Annotated in this window: 21 protein-coding genes; 10 read left to right on the forward strand and 11 right to left on the reverse strand. The window is 39.5% G+C overall.

Features of this window, described 5'->3' with window-relative positions; all coding sequences use genetic code 11:
• Positions 1-16: 16 nt before the first annotated feature.
• Positions 17-1699, reverse strand: coding sequence for an L-lactate permease (locus LBC_RS04580; RefSeq protein ID WP_221252985.1), 1683 nt, complete (start codon positions 1697-1699; stop codon positions 17-19).
• Positions 1700-2023: 324 nt separating this feature from the next.
• Here LBC_RS04580 and LBC_RS04585 point away from each other — a divergent pair, with 324 nt between their 5' ends.
• Genes LBC_RS04585 through LBC_RS04595 form a run of 3 tightly spaced genes read left to right on the forward strand, consistent with a single transcriptional unit; the run spans position 2024 to position 3848 of the window.
• Positions 2024-2551, forward strand: a complete 528-nt coding sequence (locus LBC_RS04585; protein WP_221252986.1) for a rhomboid family intramembrane serine protease — start codon at positions 2024-2026, stop codon at positions 2549-2551.
• The gene (locus tag LBC_RS04590) at positions 2548-3366 is read left to right on the forward strand and encodes a ferritin-like domain-containing protein (protein ID WP_221252988.1); all 819 of its coding nucleotides are present in this window, start codon (positions 2548-2550) and stop codon (positions 3364-3366) included. The genes LBC_RS04585 and LBC_RS04590 overlap by 4 nt, the downstream gene beginning before the upstream one ends.
• Entirely contained in the window at positions 3363-3848 is a 486-nt protein-coding gene (locus tag LBC_RS04595; protein ID WP_221252990.1) for a histidine phosphatase family protein, read from the forward strand. Before LBC_RS04590 ends, LBC_RS04595 begins: the two co-directional genes overlap by 4 nt.
• 381 nt (positions 3849-4229) lie before the next feature.
• Here the strand turns inward: LBC_RS04595 and LBC_RS04600 are convergent, their stop codons facing one another.
• The 8 genes from LBC_RS04600 to glmU all read right to left on the reverse strand — a co-directional run bounded on the left by LBC_RS04600 (position 4230) and on the right by glmU (position 11186).
• Complete coding sequence (locus LBC_RS04600; RefSeq protein ID WP_221252991.1) at positions 4230-4682, reverse strand: tetratricopeptide repeat protein; 453 nt, start codon at positions 4680-4682, stop codon at positions 4230-4232.
• 115 nt (positions 4683-4797) lie between these two features.
• The gene (gene truA / locus LBC_RS04605) at positions 4798-5532 is read right to left on the reverse strand and encodes a tRNA pseudouridine(38-40) synthase TruA (protein ID WP_221252993.1); all 735 of its coding nucleotides are present in this window, start codon (positions 5530-5532) and stop codon (positions 4798-4800) included.
• The gene (locus LBC_RS04610) at positions 5532-6545 is read right to left on the reverse strand and encodes an LptF/LptG family permease (protein ID WP_221252995.1); all 1014 of its coding nucleotides are present in this window, start codon (positions 6543-6545) and stop codon (positions 5532-5534) included. Before LBC_RS04610 ends, truA begins: the two co-directional genes overlap by 1 nt.
• Positions 6546-6592: 47 nt before the next feature.
• Positions 6593-7354 carry an A24 family peptidase gene (locus tag LBC_RS04615; RefSeq protein WP_221252997.1) on the reverse strand — a complete coding sequence of 254 codons (762 nt, stop codon included), beginning with the start codon at positions 7352-7354 and terminating at the stop codon, positions 6593-6595.
• On the reverse strand, positions 7354-8058 hold the full coding sequence (gene uppS, locus LBC_RS04620) for a polyprenyl diphosphate synthase (protein WP_221252999.1): 705 nt from the start codon (positions 8056-8058) through the stop codon (positions 7354-7356). The genes LBC_RS04615 and uppS overlap by 1 nt, the downstream gene beginning before the upstream one ends.
• Entirely contained in the window at positions 8055-8720 is a 666-nt protein-coding gene (locus LBC_RS04625; RefSeq protein WP_221253000.1) for a hypothetical protein, read from the reverse strand. Before LBC_RS04625 ends, uppS begins: the two co-directional genes overlap by 4 nt.
• Positions 8714-9886 (reverse strand): bifunctional phosphopantothenoylcysteine decarboxylase/phosphopantothenate--cysteine ligase CoaBC, encoded by a 1173-nt coding sequence (gene coaBC / locus LBC_RS04630; protein WP_221253003.1) that lies wholly within the window; start codon positions 9884-9886, stop codon positions 8714-8716. Before coaBC ends, LBC_RS04625 begins: the two co-directional genes overlap by 7 nt.
• Positions 9873-11186, reverse strand: a complete 1314-nt coding sequence (gene glmU / locus LBC_RS04635; RefSeq protein WP_221253005.1) for a bifunctional UDP-N-acetylglucosamine diphosphorylase/glucosamine-1-phosphate N-acetyltransferase GlmU — start codon at positions 11184-11186, stop codon at positions 9873-9875. Before glmU ends, coaBC begins: the two co-directional genes overlap by 14 nt.
• Positions 11187-11316: 130 nt before the next feature.
• Here glmU and LBC_RS04640 point away from each other — a divergent pair, with 130 nt between their 5' ends.
• From LBC_RS04640 to LBC_RS04670, 7 genes are read left to right on the forward strand one after another with little or no spacing between them, the layout of a single operon-like run.
• Positions 11317-12081, forward strand: a complete 765-nt coding sequence (locus LBC_RS04640; RefSeq protein WP_221253008.1) for a motility protein A — start codon at positions 11317-11319, stop codon at positions 12079-12081.
• Positions 12081-12860: a flagellar motor protein MotB gene (locus tag LBC_RS04645; RefSeq protein ID WP_221253010.1), complete on the forward strand. Its 780-nt coding sequence runs from the start codon at positions 12081-12083 to the stop codon at positions 12858-12860. The genes LBC_RS04640 and LBC_RS04645 overlap by 1 nt, the downstream gene beginning before the upstream one ends.
• Positions 12861-12904: 44 nt before the next feature.
• Positions 12905-13654, forward strand: coding sequence for a flagellar type III secretion system pore protein FliP (fliP, locus tag LBC_RS04650; RefSeq protein ID WP_260173459.1), 750 nt, complete (start codon positions 12905-12907; stop codon positions 13652-13654).
• A complete protein-coding gene (locus LBC_RS04655) occupies positions 13654-14952 on the forward strand; it encodes a TolC family protein (RefSeq protein ID WP_221253018.1) in 1299 nt (432 codons plus the stop codon). Before fliP ends, LBC_RS04655 begins: the two co-directional genes overlap by 1 nt.
• The gene (locus tag LBC_RS04660) at positions 14949-15638 is read left to right on the forward strand and encodes an efflux RND transporter periplasmic adaptor subunit (RefSeq protein WP_221253020.1); all 690 of its coding nucleotides are present in this window, start codon (positions 14949-14951) and stop codon (positions 15636-15638) included. Before LBC_RS04655 ends, LBC_RS04660 begins: the two co-directional genes overlap by 4 nt.
• Complete coding sequence (locus tag LBC_RS04665) at positions 15638-18658, forward strand: efflux RND transporter permease subunit (RefSeq protein ID WP_221253022.1); 3021 nt, start codon at positions 15638-15640, stop codon at positions 18656-18658. Before LBC_RS04660 ends, LBC_RS04665 begins: the two co-directional genes overlap by 1 nt.
• 46 nt (positions 18659-18704) lie before the next feature.
• Complete coding sequence (locus LBC_RS04670) at positions 18705-20729, forward strand: ATP-dependent helicase (RefSeq protein WP_221254958.1); 2025 nt, start codon at positions 18705-18707, stop codon at positions 20727-20729.
• A gap of 530 nt (positions 20730-21259) precedes the next feature.
• On the opposite strand, the gene LBC_RS04675 is transcribed toward LBC_RS04670, so the two are convergent.
• Together LBC_RS04675 and LBC_RS04680 are read right to left on the reverse strand one after the other, a co-directional pair.
• The gene (locus tag LBC_RS04675; RefSeq protein WP_221253024.1) at positions 21260-21982 is read right to left on the reverse strand and encodes a CorA family divalent cation transporter; all 723 of its coding nucleotides are present in this window, start codon (positions 21980-21982) and stop codon (positions 21260-21262) included.
• Positions 21966-23225 carry a tRNA guanosine transglycosylase gene (locus LBC_RS04680; RefSeq protein ID WP_221253026.1) on the reverse strand — a complete coding sequence of 420 codons (1260 nt, stop codon included), beginning with the start codon at positions 23223-23225 and terminating at the stop codon, positions 21966-21968. The genes LBC_RS04675 and LBC_RS04680 overlap by 17 nt, the downstream gene beginning before the upstream one ends.
• Positions 23226-23261 lie beyond the last annotated feature (36 nt).

Below are 23261 nucleotides of genomic sequence, written 5' to 3' on the forward strand. Positions count from 1 at the left end.
GCTCTCCTTTTTGGGGTTAAATAAACATTAATAAAACTGCACCTATACTTCCAGCTAAAATAGTATAGAATAAAGCTGGCAACAAGTCATAAGTAAGCAGTCGTCCTTCGCCTTTTCCAAGTAGGCCAACTGTGGCACACACAGCGACTATGTTGTTTATACAAACCATATTGCCTATCGCACCTCCAACATTTTGTAGTGCTACGATAACTTGGGTATTTAGTCCTACAAGTGTAGCTGCTTCATACTGCAAACCTGAGAAAAGTAGGTTTGAAACAGTATTTGAACCAGAAAAGAAGCTACCAAGTATACCTATTAACGGAGCTACTGCTATATAGCCTTGACCAGCTATATCAGCAAAGAAAGTAGCCATTAGCTTTAGCATTGTAAAGTTATCATGTCCATTTGCTTCAAATTTAATCTCGCGTAGCAAGTATACCATAGCCACTCCAGCAGCTAGTGGTATAACAGCCTTTGAAACCTGATTAAATGTAGCCGACCAAGCCGCCTTTACTTCGTCTGATTTCATCTTATGCAAGAAAATAGTAATCACTGCCACAAGTATAAAAGGAATAGTGCCAGGTAAATAGCCCCAAGGGAAGCTATATCCAGTACCAGCTACACCAAAGATTGAATCAAGGATAGGGATTTTTAATCCACGCATAAATTTGTTAAACTCTAATCCTATGCCAAACGGTAAAGGCATGCGAGTAAGTACAAGTATTAAAGAGATTAAAAGATACGGCACCCATGCCATAAATAGACTCATTTGTGGCTTATTTGAGCTACTGGTTTCAGCCTGACTACCCATATTGCCAGGACCTTTCCAAAACTCAGGCCACGCTGAAATAGGCTCAAAATCCCATTTTTCTTTTGGTGTTAAAAACCCGACTTTTGCTGCTACTACTAATATACCAAGAGATATAAGACCACCAAGTAATGCAGGTAGCTCAAATCCAGCAAATTTAGCCATTAGCCAGTAAGGCACAACAAAGCTAATAGAGGCTAAAAGACAGAAAGGCAGTACTGGTAATGCGTCCTTAAAACTTTTGTTTTTACCAAAAAATTTGGTCATCATAGCCACAACAACAAATGGAATAAACAGTGCACCAATAGAGTGTATTGTTGCAGTATATGCACTAACTTGTTGCATATATGAATCTACAGCTATTCCGTCCGCTTTTAGTAGGCTATCAATAGCTGTTTGCACGCCAAAAGTCGGAGTACCAACGGCACCATAGCTAACTGGTGAGCTATTTAATATCAGTGTAGCCATCGCTGCGCCAAGCGCTGGAAAGCCTAGCCCGACAAGAAGCGGAGCAGCTAAAGCCGCAGGAGTACCAAACCCAGCAGCACCCTCAATAAACGCACCAAATGCCCAGCCTATTATGATAACTTGAATACGACGGTCGGTTGTGATTTTGGTAAATCCATTGTTAATCGCATTCATTGCACCTGAATATTTCATCGTATTTAGTATCAAAATAGCACCAAATATGATAACTAAAATGTCAAAGGCTTTTAAAAAGCCAAATAACACATAAGCGCTTATTTGCGTGGTGCTAGCTCCAAATTCAAAATATGATATAAGCACCGTAAGCACAAGGGCTATACTAAGTGAGAGCTTTGAGCTCTTTTTAAAACCTATCATCAAAACCAAAATGACGATAATAGGCAAGAACGCTAATGCAGTTTGCATCGTATTTTCCTCCTTACAAAGATTAGTTCAATGTATTGTAACATCAACATCAATGTAAAGTTAATAAAAACTGTTAAATTTAGTCTTATGTGTTACCAAAATTAACATTTATATAAAAATGCTACTTAAATATTGTTTTTATTAAAAAATATTAATTTAAGATTAGCAAATTGTATACAAAATTAAACAATTTTCATTATTCTACCCTATAAAACTTAAAATTAATATTAATTTATAAACAAAATTTTAATTTAAGTTAATTTTATTTAAATTTTAACGATGACTGGATAAAATAAAGATTAAAATTTTACACACAGGGTTATAATGCTAGAAAAAAAGGCAAAAATTACTTACATTATAATAGCAATAAATTTTTTAATATTTTTATTTACGAGTAGAGGACTTACTATTACATTTGGGTTAAATCATCTATTTTTTGATGGGCTTTATTTTCAAATTTTTACTTCAGCGTTTTTGCATGGTGGATTTTTACATATCGCTATGAATATGGCTATACTTTATGGATTTGGTGGTGACTTAGAGCGTGCCATAGGGGCTTGGCGCTATATTTTTCTTTATTTTGTGGGGATATTAGGCTCTGGGATTGTGTCGGCTTTTTGGGTTTATTTGGGTATGAGAAATTTGGAATTTATTAATGTAATTGGCGCAAGCGGAGCTATAAGTGCGCTTTTAGGCTTTGTCGCATCAGCCCTACCTAGCCAGAGAAAAGAGCTAATAGTAGCGATTTTAATCATGAGCTTTTTGCCGCTGTTGGCTGGTGAAAGCGTAGCGTGGTACTCGCATATAGGCGGCTTTGTGGCTGGGTATATATTTGCAAAGGTGGCTAGATGAGCGAGTTTTATGGGGCTATTTGGGAGGCGCTTAGTGAGGGTAATATTAAAGTAAAGTTTGATAAATTTAGCACGCTTTATGAGAGGTTTTTATCCAGCGATAAAACAGACTTTAGCTCTCCTGATAGCCCAAACGAGCTTAAAAATCCAAGCTACTTTGGCTTTTTAAACACCCAAAGCCTTTATCAAAAAAAGCAAAAACCGCGCGATAAAAGCGAAAAAGAGGCTATGTTTTTGCACTCTGTGGCTCATATTGAGTATAGTGCTGTAGATATTGCTCTTGATGCTTGCTACCGTTTTAGGGGGTTGCCTAGACAGTATTATGAGGATTGGCTTGAGGTAGCAGATGATGAGATAAGGCATTTTAATATCCTAAATGCACTTTTACAAAAAAGGGGTATAAAATATGGCGATTTTAGCGTGCATGACGGGCTTTTTGTGGCTTTGCAAAAGACATCTCATAGCCTGCTAGAGCGCATGGCCGTACTGCCTAGGTATATGGAGGCAAATGGGCTTGATGCAAACGCTCATGCCATAGATAGGCTAAGAAAAGAGGGCGCGGCGCAGGATATTTTGCAGGCTTTAGAGGTCATACTGGCTGAGGAGATAAGCCATGTAAAAAAGGGTGACTTTTGGTATAAATTTGCCTGCGCTAAGGCTGGAGTAAAGCCTGGTGAGTATATAAATATCGTGCAAAATCACTACCCAAAGGCCTTTTTAAGCTCCAGAGAGATAAATGAAGCAGCACGGCTTGCCGCTGGCTTTAGCCAAGATGAGTTAGAAAAAATAAAAAATCTATCACAAGGACAAATTTGAAAAAAATCTATCTAATACGCCATGCAAAGGCGGAAAAAACCGAAAAGATTGATGATTTTGAGCGCGAGTTAAACGCAAGAGGAAAAGAGGACATTAAAATAATGGCCGCCTCGCTTTTAAGTCTAGACATAGTGCCTGATGCGGTTTATACAAGCGTTGCAAAAAGGTGCATTCAAACAGCCAAACGCTTTTGTGATATTTTAAAATTTAAAGGTAAGATCGAGGTTCTAGACGGGCTTTATCAAGCTAGTGCAAATGATATTATAAGTCTGGTTTTAGGGCTAAATAGCGAGCTAAATGAGGTCTTTATCATAGGGCATAATCCAGCCATTACAGAAGCTAGCGAGGTCATAAGCCACTCTATAATAGACGCCATGCCAACGTGCGGAATATGCTGTATTGAGTTTGAAAATGGCTTTTTGGATACGCAGCACACAAAGCTTGCATTTTTTGATTTTCCAAAAAATCACAAAAACTCTTAAGATTAACTAAAATTATTTTTCTTAAGGTGCGTCTTAGCTATTTTATACAAAATCAAAGCACAATCAGCCTTAAGCGCAAGTTTTTACACTCTTGGATATAAAACTTAATTGAGATAAGATTTATGGACTTTTTAAACAAGTATTACTTTGAAAATTCAAATGTAAACCCACTCGTTTGCTACCAACGTTTCTCAAATTTTTGATAAAATTAGCCTCTAAAATCGCGACAAAATTACTTTATGGTGTTAGTAATACCAAAAACTGGCACGAATTAGTAGTGTTGCGGTTTAAATTTATAATTTAAAAGCTAATTATCGTAGCCATTGCTAAATGGCTAAAACAAATATGTAGACCACTGATAATTTGCGTAAAAAGTCAAATTCATCTACCTACACTTGCTTTTACATTTTTATTTAGTTTTTGTAGCTCTTTTATGTCATCACAGGCTATGCTTATGTTGTTTTTACAGGCTTTGTTATATAAATTTAAGGCTTTTTCTATGTCGACTTTTGCGCCTCGACCGCTCTCGTACATGCTAGCTAGATACCAGCAACCCCTGGCATCCCCTTGTTTGCAACCTTTGTCATATAGTTGCATCGCTTTTTCATAATCTTTTGTTACTATGTTGCCCATTTCGTATATATTTGCAAGCCTAGTGCATGCTAGGGCGTAGTTGCCGTTGCAGCTTTTTGTAAAAAATTTTATAGATTTTACCTTATCGCCATTTGTGTATAATTTATTAGCCTTTTTGTAATAATCATCTGCGTTATTGTAAAATATTCCGACACTTAGTAAAGAAAACGCAACCATAGTTGCAAATATAGTTCGTTGCAAATTGTAACCTTAGTACTTTTTGAAGTCTAATTTTACAAATTTAAAGTTAAAAGGCTTATTAATATAACACTTTTTTGTTTTATTTTTGTAACTTTTTGTTACTGTTTTTGCGATCTTAAAAGTAATGCACCCTAGATAGATATAGTCCTTGGGCTGGGGCTGGCATTCTAGTTAGCACTTTAATGCCGTTTAGCTGGTCTTTTATAGCTTGCAAATCAGCCCCGTTTTTAAGGGTTAGAGCTTTTAGTACGGCTGCTACTATGAGCCTTACTTGAGAGCGCAAAAAGCCATTTGCTCTAAGCACTATCACGCTTTTATCACCCACTTTGTAGCACCTAGCTAGCGTTATTGTCCTAATGCTTGATTTTGTATCACTTCCTACTTTCATAAAGGCGTTAAAGTCTTTCGTACCTTTAAATTCGCTTAAAATTCTATCTGCTCTTAATACATCAAATGGCGGCAAATAGGTGTAATACTGCGCACTAAATGGCTCTTTGTCGGCATGGCTGATGATGTAGCGATATGTCCTAGCGGTTGCGTCATATCTAGCGTGAAATCCGTCATCTACCACCATTATTTTACTAAGCCTTATACTACTAGGCAGGTGCCTTTGAATTTGCTCTAAAAGCACATTAGTCCTTCCTATCCAATACTCACCCACCCTCACACTAGCGCACTGTCTAAGCGCATGCACGCCCTTATCCGTACGAGAGCTCATAATAGGCGCGTCAAATATCCCAACGCAAGCTAGCGCACTTTTTAGCGCATCCTCGACGCTATTACCGTGCGGCTGGCTTTGCGAGCCTAGAAATCTTGAGCCATCATAGCTGAAAGTGAGGGCAACTTTCATCAGTAACGCTTTAAAATTCTCTTTTTAAACATTACGCTTCCAGCTATTATAAATAGCATAAATGTCGCTGGTATGGCTATTTGCGGGCGATTTCCTAGGCTCATTATAAGTGCAAAATAAGTAAATAACACCCCAAACACACCCACATAGACCATTCCGCGCTCATATCTTTGCGTTATAACACCAAGGCTTATACCAAAAAGAGTGCTAGCTAGTGGAAATAGTGCTATGAGAGTGTATGTGCTTAAGTCGCTTCTGCGTTTTTGGCTTGTTGTTACCTTTGCCCAATATTTTGTGATATTTACCCCTTCAAGCGTCGTATTTCCAAGCTCGCTTCGGATATTTAGCTGCTTAAAATTTGTCGTAATAATCTCATCAGAAAATCTGTAAAGCTCTCCATTTTCAAGCTGCAAAAGCGCAGTTCCGCCCTCGTTTATTATCCTCGCTTTTTTTGCCGCAATTAGCAAATCAGCGCCATTATACATAGTAATATCATTGTACGTATCGGTGTTGCCATCTTTACTTTGAGAGCTTATAAAGACCATCCAGTCTGAGAATTTCTGCCCAAACTCCGATGGCTTTAAATTTAGCTTAGCTACATTTTTTTTATAATCTATGAAGTTTGTATTTAGCTCACTTGCCGTTGGAATAAGCACCAAAGCAACAACCAAAAGCACCGCAGAAATCGCGCTTGAAAGCAGCAAAAAAAACCTAGCCAGCAGTTTTGGTGAGTATCCTAGGGTAAAAAGGACTGTGGTCTCATTTTCTTTACTTAGTCTAAAAAGCGACATTGTAAGGGCGACAAAATAGGCAATCGGCACGCAAAAAAGTAATATACGCGGCAGCATAAAAAGATAAAGTTTGCTAAGTTCAAAAAAACTAACCTCAATGTATGCAGTAAGTCTTGAAATTTGTATAAAAAATATAATGGAAATTATTAAAAATAGGGTAAAAAACAAAGATGAAAACGTGCTTAAAAAATTTGAAAATATATACTTACTAACCCTACTCATGCTTTTCCTGTTTTTTAAATTTAAAAGCAGATTATACAAAAAAAGCTTTAAAAAAATGCTGATTTTATAACTTCGCCAAAAAGTAGACTAAGGCAAAATCCAATCGATAAAAAGGGGATAAAGGCTATTTTTGTGCTTTTAAACGCAATTATAAAAACTAGCCCCAAAAGTGCCGCTATGTAAACAGCGACAATAGCGCCAAATTCTCCAAGTGCTGCAGCTATGCCAAATATAAGCCACGAATCAGCACTGCCTGATACGGCGCGCTTTTTAATCACGCTAAGTACAAAGCTAATAATAAAAAATAAAGCCACGACCACTAAGCCTGAGATAATGCTTTCGCAAACACCTCGCCAAATCGCTCCAAAAATAGCTAAAAGCCCCACGCAAACGTAAAGCAATCCACTAGGGACAGCCAAAAGCTTAGCATCTATTAAAGATAAGGCTAACAAAAGCGCACTAATTGCTAAGAGCATAATTAACATAAAAATAGCTACGTTTGGTGCGTGACTTTTAATAAGGTTTAAAAAGCAAAATGTGGCAAAAATCGCCCCTAAAATCTCAAACAAAAAGCAATTAAAGGCTATTTTTGCTTTGCATTTTCTGCATTTTGTACGTAAAATGAGGTATGAAAATATAGGCACAAGCTCTGCTAGGTTAAGATTTTTACGGCAGTTATCACAGCGACTTTGCGAGAGCAAAATAGCCCTATTAAGCCTTTTAAATTTTAAAAATCTACTGCCAAGCGCATAGCCAAAACTCCCAAAAGCAGCACCAAACAGCGCACAAATGGCTAAAACCAAAGCCATCAAAGTCCACCAAAGCGCCTATGTTTTTTTTTGTATGTCATCACTATCTGCTCTAGCTCGCTTTGGCTAAAATCAGGAAATAGGGTAGGGGTAAACATAAGCTCAGCGTAACTCGCCTGCCAAAGCATGAAATTTGACACCCTATGCTCGCCTCCTGTGCGTATTAGCAGGTCTATGTCGCTACTTTCGTCTAGGTTTTCTTGTATGCTTTTTTCTGTTATGGCGGATAAAAGCTCGGTAATTTGTGTATTATTTTGTGTAAAATTTTGCATGATTTTCTTAAAAGCCCTGATTATCTCGTCTTTTCCGCCGTAGTTTATGGCTAGGTTAAAGTTTAATCTATCAAATTCTTTTGTGGCTTCTTGCAGGCTAAAAATTTGATCTTTTATGTCATTGCTAAATACTTCTAAATCTCCAATGGCTTTAAATTTAATTCTCTCGTTTATAAAGTTTTGTTTTTGTGATTTTAAAAAATCTCCAAGCAATCCAAGTAAAAAATTTACTTCAGCCTTTGGGCGTTGCCAATTTTCGGTACTAAAGGCAAAAAGACTAAGCTTAGGTACGGCGTTATTTAGGCAGTATTCGCATAGCATTTGTACCTTGTTTGCGCCAGCTTCGTGTCCTTTTGAGCGGGATAGGGCGCGTGATTTTGCCCACCTGCCATTACCGTCCATTATGATGCCAAGATGTCTTAATTCATTCACGCCACACCATCCATTAGCCCATTTTTTGGCTGCCAAAGCGGTCTTACGCTCTCGCTTTGGGCTGCGTTTACGCCATTTTGCTTTAGTAAGCTAACCACGCTAAAAAACGGTGAATGCGCCATTAATTCGTGTTGTAGTTTAAATTTAACGGGTCCAAGCTCATCAAATATTACATACAGCTCATGTTTTGATAGTTGCAAAAGCCCAAGCCTATCGTTTCTTACAAATCCGATACTAGCCACGCCCTCGCTAAGGGCTAAAAGCATCTTAGAGTACACGCCAAATTCACTCACATTTTTAGCCTTTATTAGCCCCTCTTGCACGGCTTTTAAAAACCATGGCGCTCCATTTTGTACTAGCCCCTCAGCTAGCTCTATTCCAGCCTCAGCCACTGGGGTAATGAGTGGCTTTTTAAGCATATTTTTTATGATTATGCTATCTTTAATACCACTTGCCTCACCCCAGTAATGTGCGCCTATTTCTAGGGGTTTTGCACTTTTTGTGAGTAGGCTTTTTCGCCCAAGTCTTAGCTCATATTTATTAAAGCCCGTTTTTCTAAGTACATTAAAGCTAAGCGGCAAGGAGGCATTTATACTCATTGATATTGCGCTATTTTGTGGGCTTGAAGCTAGGTCTTTTATCTTTGATAGTGCGCCTAGCATAAAAGCTCGCTTGTAAGTTCTGCTATGCTTTTAGCTAGCTCTTTTTTGCTATTTTTACCTAAATTTAACACGCTTGATTTAGTGATAAACTTAATCTCATTTTCCTCACTTCCAAAGCCGTTTTCGCTGCCTAATACATTTAAACAAACCGCATCAAGCCCCTTTTTTACTAGCATATTTTTAGCGTTTTCCTCGGCTGTTTTAGTGTCAACTTCTAGTTTAAAGCCTATCTTTTTGCATGCAAAATCGCATACCTGCTCTAATATATCGTCATTTGGTGTTAGATTTAGGCTTAGATTATTTTTATCTTTTTTAATCTTTCCTTTAACTGGATTTTGCACGATATAATCGCTAACTGCAGCACACATCACTAAAGCCGCCGCATCATTTGCCTGCTCTTTTACAAGGCTTAAAAGCTCGGCTGAGCTTTTAAATTTATCTACCTTATAAGGCACATCATTAGCCTCGAAGCTAGCAAGCAGGCTTACCTCCGCTCCTGCATAGTAAAACGCATCAGCTAAAGCGCGCGCCATTTTTCCGCTTGAGTGGTTAGTTATCGCCCTTACATCATCGATTGCTTCAGTTGTCGCCCCACCTGTGATTATTATCTTTTTGCCTTTAAATTTATTCTCACTAAGCAGCCTTTTTGCATGATAAATTATCGCCCAAGTAGGGGCTAGTGCGCCCTCGCCCACATCCTTACAAGCCAGCATTTTACGCACTGGGGGCACGATAGTCGCGCCATTTTGTTTTAGAATTTCAAATGAGGTTTTTGTGGCAAAATGGCTTAGCATTTTATCATTTGCAGCTGGGGCTATAAGAAGTGGTGCGGTACTTGCTAGGAGGGTTTGTAGCAGCAAGGTATTTGCCACGCCGTGAGCTAGGGAGTTTATGGTGTTTGCGCTAGCTGGGGCTAGTATGACTAGGTCGACTTTTGAGTATGCTATGTGGTTTATCCCAGCCTGCCAATCCTCTCCACCCTCATAAAGCACGGCAAAATCGCTCACCGCCTCAAAGCTAAGCGGCTGAGTAAATTTTAAAACACCATTACTTAGCGCTATTTTTACATTTGCACCCTCTTTTTTAAGCTCTGAAAGCAGCTCATAAGCCTTGTAAAATGCCACACTTCCGCACACTCCAAGCAGGATATTTTTACCTTTTAGCATCGTTATCACTTTTAAAAAATTTATAAAATCCGCCCTCTATCCGCCGTTCTTTTGCCCTAGCTATGGCTAATTCGCCGCTTTTTACATCAGAGCTTATTGTGCTTCCTGCGGCGACTAGGACATCATCGCCTACTGTAACTGGGGCGATTAGATTTGTGTTTGAACCGATAAAGACATTTTTGCCTATTTTGGTTTTGTGCTTGCTTTTGCCATCGTAATTACAGGTTATGCTACCACAGCCTACGTTTGTGCCAGAGTCTATTTCGCAATCTCCTAGGTAGCTTAAATGCCCAGCTTTTACGCCGTTTAGCACGGCAGCTTTGGTCTCGACAAAGTTTCCTATGCGGCTAGATTTTATCATGCTTTTTGGGCGAATCCTCGCCATAGGTCCTATTTGGCTTTCGTCTATGAGTGAGCTTTCAACGACGCTTGAGCTTTTAATGACGCTATTTTTAATCACGCATTCGCCTATTATGCTGCTATTTTCCTCTATTTCGCACTCGCCTTCAAATTTAGCTCTTGAGTCTATATATATGGTATGCGGTAGGCGCATTCTGACGCCATTTTTCATCAAATTTATCTTTATTTGTTCTTGCATTAGCCCCTCTGCTATGCTAAGCTGATATTTATCATTTACGCCTAGCAGCTCCCGCTCTTTTAAAAGCACGGCTCGAACGCCATAACCAAGCCCTCTAGCGATAGCTATGGCGTCTGTTAGATAGTACTCTTTTTGGCTATTTTGATTTGTGATTTTTGGTAAAATTTGCTCTAAAACGCTACTTTTAAAAGCATAACAGCCTCCGTTTACCAAATTTATCCTTTTTTCATCGTCTGTCGCATCTTTTTGCTCGACTATTGCTTTTACATTATTTTCGCTATCGCATATCACTCTGCCATATCCGCTAGGGTCATCTGCGTAAAATGCAGCCATAGTAACTTCAGCACTATCATCTGCTAGATTTTGCAAATGCTCTGCGCTAATTAGCGGCATGTCTCCGCAGGTAATTAACACCTTTTCTTTATTCAAATTTATCCCAAAAAGCGCTCCAGCCGTACCTGGGAAGTTTTGCAAGTCCTGAATATGAAACTTCGTATTTGGATAGGCTTTTAAAATCTCTTGCCTTACTTCATCTGCATGATGATAAAGTATCACAGTTACATCATCGCTTAGCTTATAAGCCTGCTTTAAAATATGCACTATCATAGGCTCGCCGCAGAGAGTTTGCAGTACTTTTGGGGTGGTTGATTTCATTCTGGTGCCAAGTCCAGCAGCTAATATAACGATAGATAAATTTTGCATTTTAAATCCTAAAAATTGCTAAAAATTTTTAGCAATTGTATCAAAAATAGCTTAAATGGAGAGTTTTTAACCTGCTTTTTAAGAAAAAATAAATAAAATATGAGGTTTATTTTAAATTTAGGTTGTATTTATGGATTTGGGAACTGTCGTAGGCTGGGTTCTTATATGTGTTTTACTTTTTGGATCAATGGCGATAGGCGTAGGTATCGGTCCTTACATTGATATTCCGTCTGTGATGATTGTTTTTGGTGGTACTACTGGCTGTTTGATGGTCGGCTTTAAAATGGAGCAGCTTAAAAAGATGTTTACATTTTATGGAGTTGCCATTAAGCCAACTATGGTCGATATACCAGGTACTATCACAAAAATGGTAAACTACTCTACAAAAGCACGCCGAGATGGCATACTTGCACTTGAAAGTGATGTAAATAATGAGGATAATGAATTTTTAAAAAAAGGGCTATCAATGGCAGTTGACGGCAACGAGCCAGATGCTATACGCTCTCTTTTAGAGATTGATATGGAGCAAACTAGCTCTAGACATGGTGGAAATATAAAAATCTTTGAGCAAGTAGGCGGCTTTAGTGGAGCTATGGGTATGATAGGTACACTAATCGGTCTTGTTGCGATGCTACTTAATATGGCTGATCCATCAGCCATTGGTCCAGCGATGGCGGTGGCACTTCTTACAACGCTTTATGGTGCGATGATAGGCAATATTTTAGGTGGCCCTGTGGCAAACATTTTAAGTATACGAAACGATGATGAAATGATGGAAAAGCAGGTGATTTTAGAGGGTATTATGGCCATTCAATCAGGTGATAATCCTCGTACTCTTGAGAGCAAGCTAATGGCATATCTGCCGCCAAAAGAAAGAAAAAGTCAGTTTGAATAATGGCTAAATTAATCGATCCAAAAGAGTGTCCTAAGTGTATGCCAGAGTGGCTAGCGGCATTTGGGGATTTGATGTCGCTTTTGCTTTGCTTTTTCGTACTTTTGCTATCCATGAGCACAATGGATGCTAAAAAATTTGAAACCGCAGTCGGCTCGCTAGCCGGAGCGCTTAGCATACTTGAAGGTGGCGCACGCCCAGAGGTGCAAAACGAAAAAGAGACTGAAAGCCAAAGCAAGGTCAAAATAGAAAAAGTAGGGCAGCAATCACGCATTCAAATTACAAAAGCCGTCCAAGCCATAAACGAGCTTTTAAGCGCCTCTGGCTCTCCTGAAGTGAGTGTGGAGGAGAGCGAGGACGGCTTTGTCATACGTTTACCAGCTCAGCTACTTTTTGAAAAAGGACAAGCACAAATAAATGGCGATGATGCAAAACTTTTTTTAAAGCGCATTTCCCTTGTTATAAAGCAAATGCCTCTTGGTATAGTCGCTGATGTAATAGGACATACTGATAGCGACGACCCAGATATTAGCTCTCCGTTTCGTGATAACTGGCAGCTAAGCACGGCTAGGGCGATTGCTGTGATAGAGCAGCTTATAAAAGATGGAGTAGATCCAAAAATGCTAATAGCTTCTGGGAGGGCTAGCTTTGATCCATACGTTAGCAACGCCACGCCTTTAGGAATGGCTAAAAATAACCGTGTTGAAATACGCTTCTTATCCTTTGATATGGACAAGCGCGACACAGTGCAAAAAAGCGTACTAGATAGCGTACAGCAGTAAATATGAGCGCTTTAAATATCGCTTTTGGCGGCATAAAAATAGCAATAAAGCATAAGACTTTTTGGCTTTTTACGGCTATTTTTATACTCTCTAGCACGGCGTATGGGGCTGATAGCGTACAAATCCCTACTATAAATTTATCTCTTTCGGCTCCAGATACACCACAAAGCTTAGTAAATTCATTAAACGTCCTGCTCGTTCTTACCCTGCTTACGCTGGCTCCGTCTTTAATATTTATGATGACTAGCTTTTTGCGGCTTGTAATTGTTTTTTCATTCTTGCGTCAGGCTATGGGTACTCAGCAAATGCCGCCCTCAACGGTGCTTATCTCGCTTGCTATGGTGCTTACGTTTTTTATCATGGAGCCAGTCGCAAAGCAGAGCTATGATGCTGGGATTAAGCCATATTTAAGCGAGCAAATCGGCTACGAGCAAGCGTTTGAGCTAGGGGTAAAGCCATTTAAGGATTTTATGCTAAGAAATACAAGAGAAAAAGACATAGCGCTATTTTTACGCATAAGAGGCGAGAAAAATCCAGCTACCATAGACGACGTTTCGCTTAGCGTACTAATGAGTGCTTTTATGATTAGCGAGCTAAAGACTGCGTTTGAGATAGCGTTTTTACTCTATCTTCCGTTTTTGGTTATTGATATGGTTGTAAGTTCTGTGCTTATGGCTATGGGTATGATGATGTTACCTCCTGTTATGATTTCTATGCCTTTTAAACTGCTTATTTTTGTACTAGTTGATGGATGGAATTTATTGGTTACAAATTTGGTGCAGAGTTTTAATTGATGCGAAAAATTTTAGCTATTTTTTCATTTTGTGGACTTTGCTTTTCACAGGAGCTATCACTTTTTCAAATTATAGAGCTAGCTCAAAGCTCAAATATAGCTAAAATAAGCACTCTAAATGCCGAAAAATCAGAGCTAAGCCTTTTAAGCGCAAAGAGTGCTTACATGCCAAATTTAAGCCTGCATGGCGGGCATAATCATACAAATGCTGGTCTTATAATCCCAAAAAGAGCTACTCAAATAGAGGCTAGGATAGACTTTTTAATCTACGACGGAGGTGCTAAAGAGGCGAGCTTAAACGCCTTAGAAAGCCTTAAAAATAGCGCAACATTTAGCGATAAGCAGACCAAAAATGAGCTTGCCTTAAACGCTGTAAAGCTATATTTTGCGCTAAAAAGTACAAATGAAATCATAAATGCAAAATCAGCCGAGATAGATTATCTAAGCTCTCTTAGCGCAAAGCTTAAAAAGCTTTATGATGTGGGGCTTGCGGCCAGTGATGAGCTTGCTAATGTGAGTGCAAAGCATGCTCTTAGCATTGCTCAAATGCTAAATTTAAATCGCAAAAAAGATGAAATTTTAAAAGAGCTTTGGATTTTGACGCAGCGCGAATTTGATGTAAGCTTTACCCAAACTGTCGCTGAACCAAACTATCAAAGCTCCTCGCCAAATCCAAAGCTTGAAGCTTTAAGGCTTAAAAATGAGGCAGCAAAAAGTGAGATAGATAGGGCTAAGGCTGAGTTTTTGCCTAGTATTTTTTTACAAGGCGGCTTAATCTGGTACAAAAGAAAATATGAAAGCGAGCTTCTTAACAGGGCTTTTAGCCTGCCAGCTGCTACCATGGCGCAGTATAGGGGTGCTATAAATGATGATGAGATATTTAAAAAACGAGGACATTATAATGAGATAATGCTGGGTTTTAGCTGGGATATTTTTAGCTTTGGTAAAACTAACAAGCAAGTCCAAATCGCACGTATTTTAAGCGAGCAAGCAAGGCTGGATTTAGAGCAAGAAAAGCTAAAAAATAGTATAAATTTAAAAAACCTTAAAAACGATATAGACTCATTAAAATCGCAAATAAACGCGCAAAAAGAGGCATTAGAGGTTGCTATTTTGGCAAATAACTCAAGCACCAAACGCTATGAGGCTGGGCTTATAAGTTACTCTGATGTACTTTTAAGCTTGGCTAGGATTTATGAGGCTAAAAGCGATTATGCGCTAGCCTTAAGCGAGCTTGAGATTAAAAAGGCAGAGTATTTTTACGAGCTTGGAGAGAGTATTAAGGATGTAATAAGATGAGGATTTTTATAGCGTGGACGGCGCTTTTTAGCGTGCTTTTATCGCAGGAGATATTTGCCACTTTTGACGTCATTGCCGCTAAGAGTGCAAGCCTTGCTACGGAGGCTTCAGGTGTGGTTAAATTTATTGCTGTAAAGGCTGGAGATAGAGTAAGCCAGGGTGATTTGCTTGCTAGACTTGATACTAGTAGCGAGGAGATAGCGCTTGAATTAGCCAAAAGTGCGCTTAGCTTTGCAAAATCTAGCTTTGAAAAGGCTAAAAACGCAAGAAGCGTAAACTCAAAACAGAGCTTTGATGAGGCTAGCTTTAATCTAAAACAGGCCGAGCTTAACGTAGCCAGGCTTGAAGACGCAATATCCAAAAAAAGCCTAAAAGCACCATTTGACGGCATAATCGTAGATAAAATGGTAGAAGTAGGCGAGGGCGTAGGCGCTATATCAAAGCCACTTTTTACCCTACAGGAATATCCGCAGGTAAAGCTTTTAATAGGCGTTAGCGCAAAATACGCAAGCGATGTAACTTTAGGAGATGAGTTTAAATTTAATCATAAAGGCAAAACAAAAACCGCCAAAATCACAGCCATAAGACCAAATATAAACCCAAAAAATCAAAAAATCTACCTAGAGGCACTAACCAAAGAGCTTGTTGTAGGAGAGTTTGGCGAGGGAGTTTTGGTTATAAAATAATGTATAAATTTGCCATAAATAGACCGATTGCGACCCTTATGCTATTTTTAGCCCTCGTGCTTTTTGGGGCTTATTCTATTAAAAATATGAGTGTAGATCTGTTTCCAAGTGTCGACATTCCTATCGTGAAAATCACGACATACGCCAAAGGAGACAGAGGCTACATAGAGGCAAAAATCAGTAAAAAGATAGAGGATGAAGTCTCGCAAATAGACGGAATAAAGAAAATTTATTCTAAAAGCTATGATAATTTAAGCGTGGTTGTGGTTGAGTTTGCGTTAGATAAAGATATAAATGTCGCCGCAAATGATGTCAGAGACCAAGTCGCAAAGGCGCATATTAGCGCAAATAGCGAAGTCGAAAAGATAAGCGGAGCAAACTCACCTATATTTTCTATTTTCATAAAAAGCAATACTAATAACAAGCTAGCCTTAATGCAAAAAATCGATTCCTTTGCTAAGGATTATCTGCAAAAAATAGACGGAGTAGGGCGCGTAAAGAGCGTGGGATTTTCGCAGCCTGAGGCTAGGATATATCTAAATCCAAAACGCTTAGACGAGCTTAGCCTAAGCGCTGATAAAATCGCCTCAATTATAAAATCACAAAATTTAAAAATCCCCCTAGGCGATATAAAAAGCAGCAGTACGCTAATGTCTTTAAAATCTGAATTTGATGCTAAAAACATAGACGAGCTGGGTAAAATTCGCATTATGCCAGGGCTGTTTTTATCAGATATTGCAGACGTTAGGCTTGATACAGCTGATGAGCAGTCTTTGGCTATTATGGATGGGTATGATGGGGTGCTGCTTGAGATTATTAAGGTGCGCGGCGGAAACAGCCTAAAGACGATAGAAAATATAAAATCAAAGCTTGATGAGTTTAATGCGCTTTTAGGAGATGATTTTAGTAGTAGCGTTGCTTATGATAAAAGCGAACTAATTAAAAAGCACCTAAATCAGGTAATATTTGACATGGTACTTGGAATTTTTCTCACTATTATCATTGTATTTGTCTTTTTGCGCTCATTTTCTGCAACCTTTATCTCCGCCCTTGCCATACCAGCTAGCATAATCTCTACATTTTTTATCATAGATGTTTTAGGCTTTGATATAAACCGCCTGACTTTGGTTGCGCTTACGCTTAGCATAGGGATTTTTGTCGATGATGCCATAGTTGTGATTGAGCATATTTCAAACAAGCTAAAAACCGAACAAAATGCGCTAAAAGCGAGCTTTAGTGGCGTACGAGAGATAGCCTTTAGCGTGTTAGCAGTCTCGGCTGTGCTTCTTTGTGTTTTTGTGCCGATAGCCTTTATGGACGGCATAGTTGGACGGTATTTTAACTCATTTGCCATGAGTGTGGCTGGCGGAGTTGTGGTGTCGTTTTTGGTTTGTGTGATGCTAGTGCCTAGCCTTGCTGCTAGGTTTTTTAACCCTCCAAAAAGCCCATTTTATCTGCGTACGGAAGCTATTTTTGAGCGCATTGAGGAGGCTTATGCTTCTTTACTGGCTACTATTTTAAAATTTAAACTCACGTTTATTTTTATAAGCCTCGGTGCGTTATTTTTGTGTATGAGCTTAGCGCTTAGAGTGGGAAATGACTTTATGCCAGCTGAGGATAATAGTGAGTTTATAATATTTGTAAAAGCAAAGCCATCCATTTCGCTTGAGGCTATGAAAGATGAGCTTAAGCCAGCACAGGAGTTTATCAGACAAGATAGCAGAGTGGATTACTCATACACTCTAATAGGCTATGATGACGCTCACGAGGCGTATAAGGCAAAAATTTATCTAAAGCTACTCCCACTTTCAAAGCGTAAAAAACGCCAAAACCAAATACAAGATGAGTACAGGCAAAAGCTAAAGATTAAAGACGCTCAAATATCAGTCGTGCCGTTGCCTGTGGTGGATAGTTCTGATATGACTGAGCCAGTGCAGCTTGTAATTACTGGAGATAGCTTAAAGGTACTTGATGATCTTTCACCCAAAATTAGGGCGATGCTAGCTGGTATTAATGGAGTGGTCGATATAACAAGCAGCAATGATGACAAAAGCGCACAGGTAAAAATCTCTTTGGATAAAGAGGCGCTAAAGCATATGGGGCTTAGCGAGTATGAAGTATCAAGTGCTATACAAGCAGCTTTTAGCACGCAAGTAGTAGGCACTATGGATAGCGATAAAAGCGAGCTTGATATTACCATGCGTTTTGGGGATGAATTTAAATCCCAGCTTAAAGACCTAGCTCAGCTTCAGCTTTACATCCCATCTGGTATGCGTCTAAGCCTAGGCGACGTGGCTAGCTTTAGTGTGGAGCTATCTAGCACAAGCATATCACGCTTTAATAAGCAAAGGGAGCTAAAATACACCTCAAATGTAAACTCCATACCCCTAGGTGTAGTCCAAAGCGAGGTGGATAAAATCCTGCCCCAGATACTGCCAGTTGGGTATAGCTACCGATTTACGGGCTTTGTTGAGCTCATGAATGACACAAACAAAGCCTTTGTCTTTACCGTCTTGCTTAGCGTTGTGCTTGTTTATATGATTTTGGCTGCACTTTATGAGAGTTTTTTACTGCCAATAGTCGTAATGATGTCTATGCCGCTAGCTTTTGGAGGGGTGGCTGTGGGGCTATTTTTAAGTGGGAATTCATTCAGTCTTTTTGTCATGGTGGCTGCTATTTTGCTCTTTGGCATGGTGGGTAAAAATGCCATACTCGTAGTTGATTTTGCAAATAAATTTGCTCGTAGCGGCATGGATATAAACAAAGCCATCATAGCTGCTGGCAAAAGCAGGCTAAGGGCGATTTTAATGACTACAATGGCGATGATTTTTGCCATGCTTCCACTCGCGCTTAGTCACGGCGCAGGATATGAAGGCAACTCTCCGATGGCAATTACTGTAATATCAGGTCTTATTAGCTCAACTGCGCTTACACTTTTGATAGTGCCTGCGATGTTTGGCGCTGTTTTTCGCGCGGATAGATGGCTTAGAAAATTTTACGAAAAAGATGAGCTAAAATAAAGCTAGCAACTGCTATAATTTCGCCTTTTAATTTTAAAGGAGTATGATGCCACTTAGCAAGCTAAACCCCGAGCAATACGCAGCCGCAACCGCCCCAGCAGGGCATAGCCTAGTCATAGCAAGCGCAGGAACTGGCAAAACTAGCACCATAGTAGCGCGCATTGCAAATTTGCTAAATAATGGCATAAAGCCAGAGCGCATACTGCTACTTACCTTTACAAACAAAGCCGCCACAGAGATGATAGAGCGCCTTGAGCGAAGCTTTCCTAAGCGCATTACTTCAGCCATTACAGCTGGGACATTTCACTCTGTTAGTTATAAGCTCCTGCAAAGCCTAGGCACAAAGGTAGCCTTAAAGCAGCCAAGTGAGCTAAAAACCCTGCTAAAAAGCGTGATAGAACAACGCAAATTCCACCACCTAAGCGACACAAAGCCATATAGTGGAGCATATTTATACGAGCTTTATAGCCTTTATCAAAATGGCGGTGCAAATGATAGTTTTAGTAGCTGGCTAAGCGCCAAAAATGACGAGCATGCTATATTTGCTGATATCTACGAGGACGTTTTAGCTGAGTTTGAAAGGGAAAAGGAAAACTTTGGGTATGTCGATTTTAACGATTTGCTCTTAAAAGCACGTGAACATCTAAAAAATGGTGAGGTAAGTTTTGATGAAGTCTTAGTCGATGAGTATCAAGACACAAACACCCTGCAAGGTTCATTAATTGATGCAATACAGACAAAAAGCCTTTTTTGTGTTGGGGATTTTGATCAGAGTATATACGCATTTAATGGCGCAAATATCGACATCATAGGCTCATTTAGTACACGCTATGAGGACGCAAAAATTTATGCACTAAATATAAATTATCGAAGTAGCGCAAGCATTTTAGCCCTAGCAAATAAAGTTATCTCAAACAACCCTCGCCTTTATGAAAAAAAGCTCATCGTAAATCGCGAAGGTAGCTTTAAACCCCCACGACTTTTGGTGTATAATGAGCTAATCGACCAGTACGCCGCCATAGCCGACATGATAGCCCTCTCAGCCTATGCCCACAGTGATATTGCTATAATTTTTCGCAATAATTCAAGCGCAGATGGACTTGAAATTGCGCTTAAAGAACGTGGTATAAGCGCACGTCGCAAAGGCAGCATGAGCTTTTTTGAAAGCCGTGAAGTAAAGGCAATAACAGATATTTTAAGCCTAATCGTAAACCCAAAGGACATAATGGCGTTTATTCACATTTGTGAGTACGCAAAAGGTGTTGGCTCAGCCCTTGCAAAGGAGATATTTGAAGCAGCGCTTAAGCTAGGGCATGGCAGCCTTGTAAAGGGCTTTTTATCGCCTGATACAAGCGTAAATATAGCCAAAAATAAAAGGCATAATTACGAGCTAGGGCTTTTTGACCATCTTGATGACTTTGCTCCAGCTAACAGGTTTGAAACGCTTAGTATAGATGATAAATTTAAGAAAAATCCTATCCTAAGCCTAGGGCGCATAAATGAGCATTCAGCTAAGTTTTTAAATGAAATTTATGCCTTTTTAGCCAGCCCACGTCCGTTAAGCGCAAAATCTGGCATAGATGCTGTAAAAAATAGCAAGCTTTTTAGCGCGATAGCTGGTGCGTTAGCCGATAAAAGGGCGACTTTAAAAAATGGAAATATAGATTTAGAGCGTCGTGCGCAAGCGTATGATAAAATTTATGCCAAGGCCACACTACTATCAGAAATAGCTCAAAAATACAGGGACGTTGAGAGCTTTTTTAACTTCATGACGCTAGGCGCTAGCGAGCTAAGCGAGGGCGAGGGGGTCAATCTACTAAGCGTGCATGCTAGCAAGGGTCTTGAGTTTGGCAAGGTCTTTGTAGTCGATTTGGCTCAGGGGCGCTTTCCAAATTTTAAGCTAATGGCGCAAGGTGGAAACTTAGAAGAGGAGCGGCGGCTTTTTTACGTTGCCGTAACTAGAGCAAAGGACGAGCTTTATCTTAGCTATGCTAGACAGGATAAGATAAAAAACACAAGCTATCAGCCAAGCTGCTTTTTAGTCGAGGCTGGCATGGCACAGGAGGGCTAAATTTCAGTGGACTTTGGCTTTGCTTGCCATGCCATACTATAATGCAAAGCCGCTTAAAGCAATGACTGCTTGCTGATACTTCTTTAATGGTTAACGTTTAATTTTAAAGCTTTTTTAAAGAATAATGTTGTTTTTAATTATAAAATTTTAAGCCATGCCGTCACTAATCTCATAAGCGGCTTTTTACATTACCGACATTATTTTGTAATGTCAGCACTTCATATGATTTTGGCGCAAAAGATTTAGCAAAAACATTAATGATGACAACTCTGCTGTGCATACCATAAACAAAAACGAACGTAGTAAAGCTAAGCAGAATACCTTTGAAAAATGTTTAAAAGAGCTAATTTTAAAATTTTTATCTCAAGATTTTACGCAAACCCAGCTAGCAATCATTACCCTAAATCCTGCAGACTTACCTCATACTGTGGCAAATTTAATAGGAACTAAATCCACAAGATACAACTAGCCAAAGCCCTCTGGGATTAAAAATTAACCACAAAATTCTAAGATAAATTTATAAATACACTCTAACTTTTGCTCTTTTTATCGTAATATTTCCACGAAAGCACAAATAACACAACCACCCCTAAAATGAGCGCGCTTACGATATTTGTGCCGTTTTTTAACTCGCCTAGATAAAGCCCAGTGGTATTCATGCCAAAAAAGCCAGTGATTAAATTTAATGGTAAAAATATCGCCGAAAGCACGGTAAGCAGATAGATATTTGCGTTTATTTTGTCATTTTTTATGCTCTGGATATACTGGTATATGTCATCTATCCTAGAGGCGTATTCGGCTGCGGCGGCTTTGTAAATAGCAGCCTCAGAGGCGTAGCTTTTTAGCTCTTTTTTGAGATTTGGCTGATCTGTTATACAGGCCATTAAAGCGTCATAAATACTTGAAATCCTGCTTTGAAATCGGCGAAGTTCGTATTTTAGTACAGAGTGCTTTTGCATAAACTTAGTATAATCTTTTCTGTGGGTATAAATTTTTTCATATTTATCGAGCGTGGTGGCGTATTTTAGCACCCTTTGATGATAGTCTTGAATAAAGTTTCGCACCACTTCAACGACCCTTTTTTGGCTTACTTCAATCTCGCCATCATTGTCTGTTTCGCCTTCGTATATTTTGCTATCACGAAAGATAAATTTATGTACCCCTAGGTGCTTTTCCTTACTGATTAGATAAAGGTAGCTATGCTCACCATCGTAAAAATAGCCGCTTCTTAGGTGCTTAGCCTCTTTTTGCATAAAACTCCCTCTTAAATTCGCTAAATCTTGAGTTTATGATAGCCTCTCTTATTTGCGCCATTAAATTTAAATAATAGTGCAGGTTATGCAAGCTTGCAAGCCTAAAAAACGTAAGCTCCCTGGCTCTATAAAGGTGGCTTAAATACGCCCTACTGTATCGCTGGCAGGTGTAGCAGCCACACTCTGAATCAATTGGCTCAGGGTCTGTGCTAAATCTAGCGGCTTTTATATTTATTTTACCAAAGCTGGTAAATAGCGTACCGTTTCTTGCATTGCGAGTTGGCATAACGCAGTCAAACATATCCACGCCACGCTCGACATTTTCAACCAAATCCTCGGGCGTACCAACCCCCATGAGATAGCGTGGGCGCGCAGTATCTAGATATGGCTCAACGCCCTCAACCGTATCATACATCGCCTGATTTTCCTCTCCTACGCTAAGCCCGCCCATAGCAAGCCCATCAAAGCTCATAGCAGACAGAGCCTGCGCACACTCCTTTCTAGCAGCATAATCAGTCCCTCCTTGGACTATGCCAAAGATATTTTGATTTATCACAGAGCCGTTTTTTAGCATTGCACTAGCTGTTTTGGTGCTAAAATCTTTAAAGTTTGCTTTTAAAATTTGAATCTCAGCTTTGCTTGGGCTATTTGGGTTTAAATTTGAAAAAATATCACGCATTTTTGTGTGGTGTGCTATGCTATCTCCAGCCCATTTTATGGTGCGTTTTAGGCTTAGCTCTATGCGCTTTTTTAGCTTTATTGCCTCTTTTTGAGAGAGATTTTTAGGGTCTTTTGGTAGGGCGATTAGATCATCAAGCACCATCATTATATCGCTATTTAACTCATACTGCGTATTTAGCACGCTTTGCGGAGTAAAATAATGCGCGCTACCATCTATGTGTGAGCGAAAATGTATACCGCCCTCATCAGGCTTGCTTATTTTGCTAAGCGAAAACGCCTGAAATCCGCCACTATCTGTTAAAAAACTTCGCCCATATCTGCTAAAACCATGCAGTCCGCCCATATCTCTCACGAGCGCACTACCAGGGCGTAGGTACATGTGATAGGTGTTTGCTAGTATGATTTTTGCGTCTAGTAACTCGCTCATATCGGTAGCGTCTAGGGATTTTACCGCCCCAACTGTGCCAACTGGCATAAATACTGGAGTTTTTATCTGGCTATGCGCTGTCGTGATGACTCCAGCCCTTGCCTTACCGTCTGTGTGAGAGATTTCAAATTTCAAATTTCACCCTTTTTTACTTTAGATATTAGCAAAAAT

This window comes from Campylobacter sp. 19-13652, from assembly GCF_019702925.1.
Classification (GTDB): Bacteria; Campylobacterota; Campylobacteria; order Campylobacterales; family Campylobacteraceae; genus Campylobacter_A.

What these genes read in the sequence shown, in the direction of transcription:
- LBC_RS04580 (WP_221252985.1), bottom strand. Translation starts at nt 1,699, where the DNA reads ATGCAAACTGCATTAGCGTTCTTGCCTATTATCGTCATTTTGGTTTTG.
- LBC_RS04585 (WP_221252986.1), top strand. Translation starts at nt 2,024, where the DNA reads ATGCTAGAAAAAAAGGCAAAAATTACTTACATTATAATAGCAATAAAT.
- LBC_RS04590 (WP_221252988.1), top strand. Translation starts at nt 2,548, where the DNA reads ATGAGCGAGTTTTATGGGGCTATTTGGGAGGCGCTTAGTGAGGGTAAT.
- truA (WP_221252993.1), bottom strand. Translation starts at nt 5,532, where the DNA reads ATGAAAGTTGCCCTCACTTTCAGCTATGATGGCTCAAGATTTCTAGGC.
- LBC_RS04610 (WP_221252995.1), bottom strand. Translation starts at nt 6,545, where the DNA reads ATGAGTAGGGTTAGTAAGTATATATTTTCAAATTTTTTAAGCACGTTT.
- LBC_RS04615 (WP_221252997.1), bottom strand. Translation starts at nt 7,354, where the DNA reads ATGGCTTTGGTTTTAGCCATTTGTGCGCTGTTTGGTGCTGCTTTTGGG.
- LBC_RS04625 (WP_221253000.1), bottom strand. Translation starts at nt 8,720, where the DNA reads ATGCTAGGCGCACTATCAAAGATAAAAGACCTAGCTTCAAGCCCACAA.
- coaBC (WP_221253003.1), bottom strand. Translation starts at nt 9,886, where the DNA reads ATGCTAAAAGGTAAAAATATCCTGCTTGGAGTGTGCGGAAGTGTGGCA.
- glmU (WP_221253005.1), bottom strand. Translation starts at nt 11,186, where the DNA reads ATGCAAAATTTATCTATCGTTATATTAGCTGCTGGACTTGGCACCAGA.
- LBC_RS04640 (WP_221253008.1), top strand. Translation starts at nt 11,317, where the DNA reads ATGGATTTGGGAACTGTCGTAGGCTGGGTTCTTATATGTGTTTTACTT.
- LBC_RS04645 (WP_221253010.1), top strand. Translation starts at nt 12,081, where the DNA reads ATGGCTAAATTAATCGATCCAAAAGAGTGTCCTAAGTGTATGCCAGAG.
- LBC_RS04655 (WP_221253018.1), top strand. Translation starts at nt 13,654, where the DNA reads ATGCGAAAAATTTTAGCTATTTTTTCATTTTGTGGACTTTGCTTTTCA.
- LBC_RS04660 (WP_221253020.1), top strand. Translation starts at nt 14,949, where the DNA reads ATGAGGATTTTTATAGCGTGGACGGCGCTTTTTAGCGTGCTTTTATCG.
- LBC_RS04665 (WP_221253022.1), top strand. Translation starts at nt 15,638, where the DNA reads ATGTATAAATTTGCCATAAATAGACCGATTGCGACCCTTATGCTATTT.
- LBC_RS04670 (WP_221254958.1), top strand. Translation starts at nt 18,705, where the DNA reads ATGCCACTTAGCAAGCTAAACCCCGAGCAATACGCAGCCGCAACCGCC.
- LBC_RS04675 (WP_221253024.1), bottom strand. Translation starts at nt 21,982, where the DNA reads ATGCAAAAAGAGGCTAAGCACCTAAGAAGCGGCTATTTTTACGATGGT.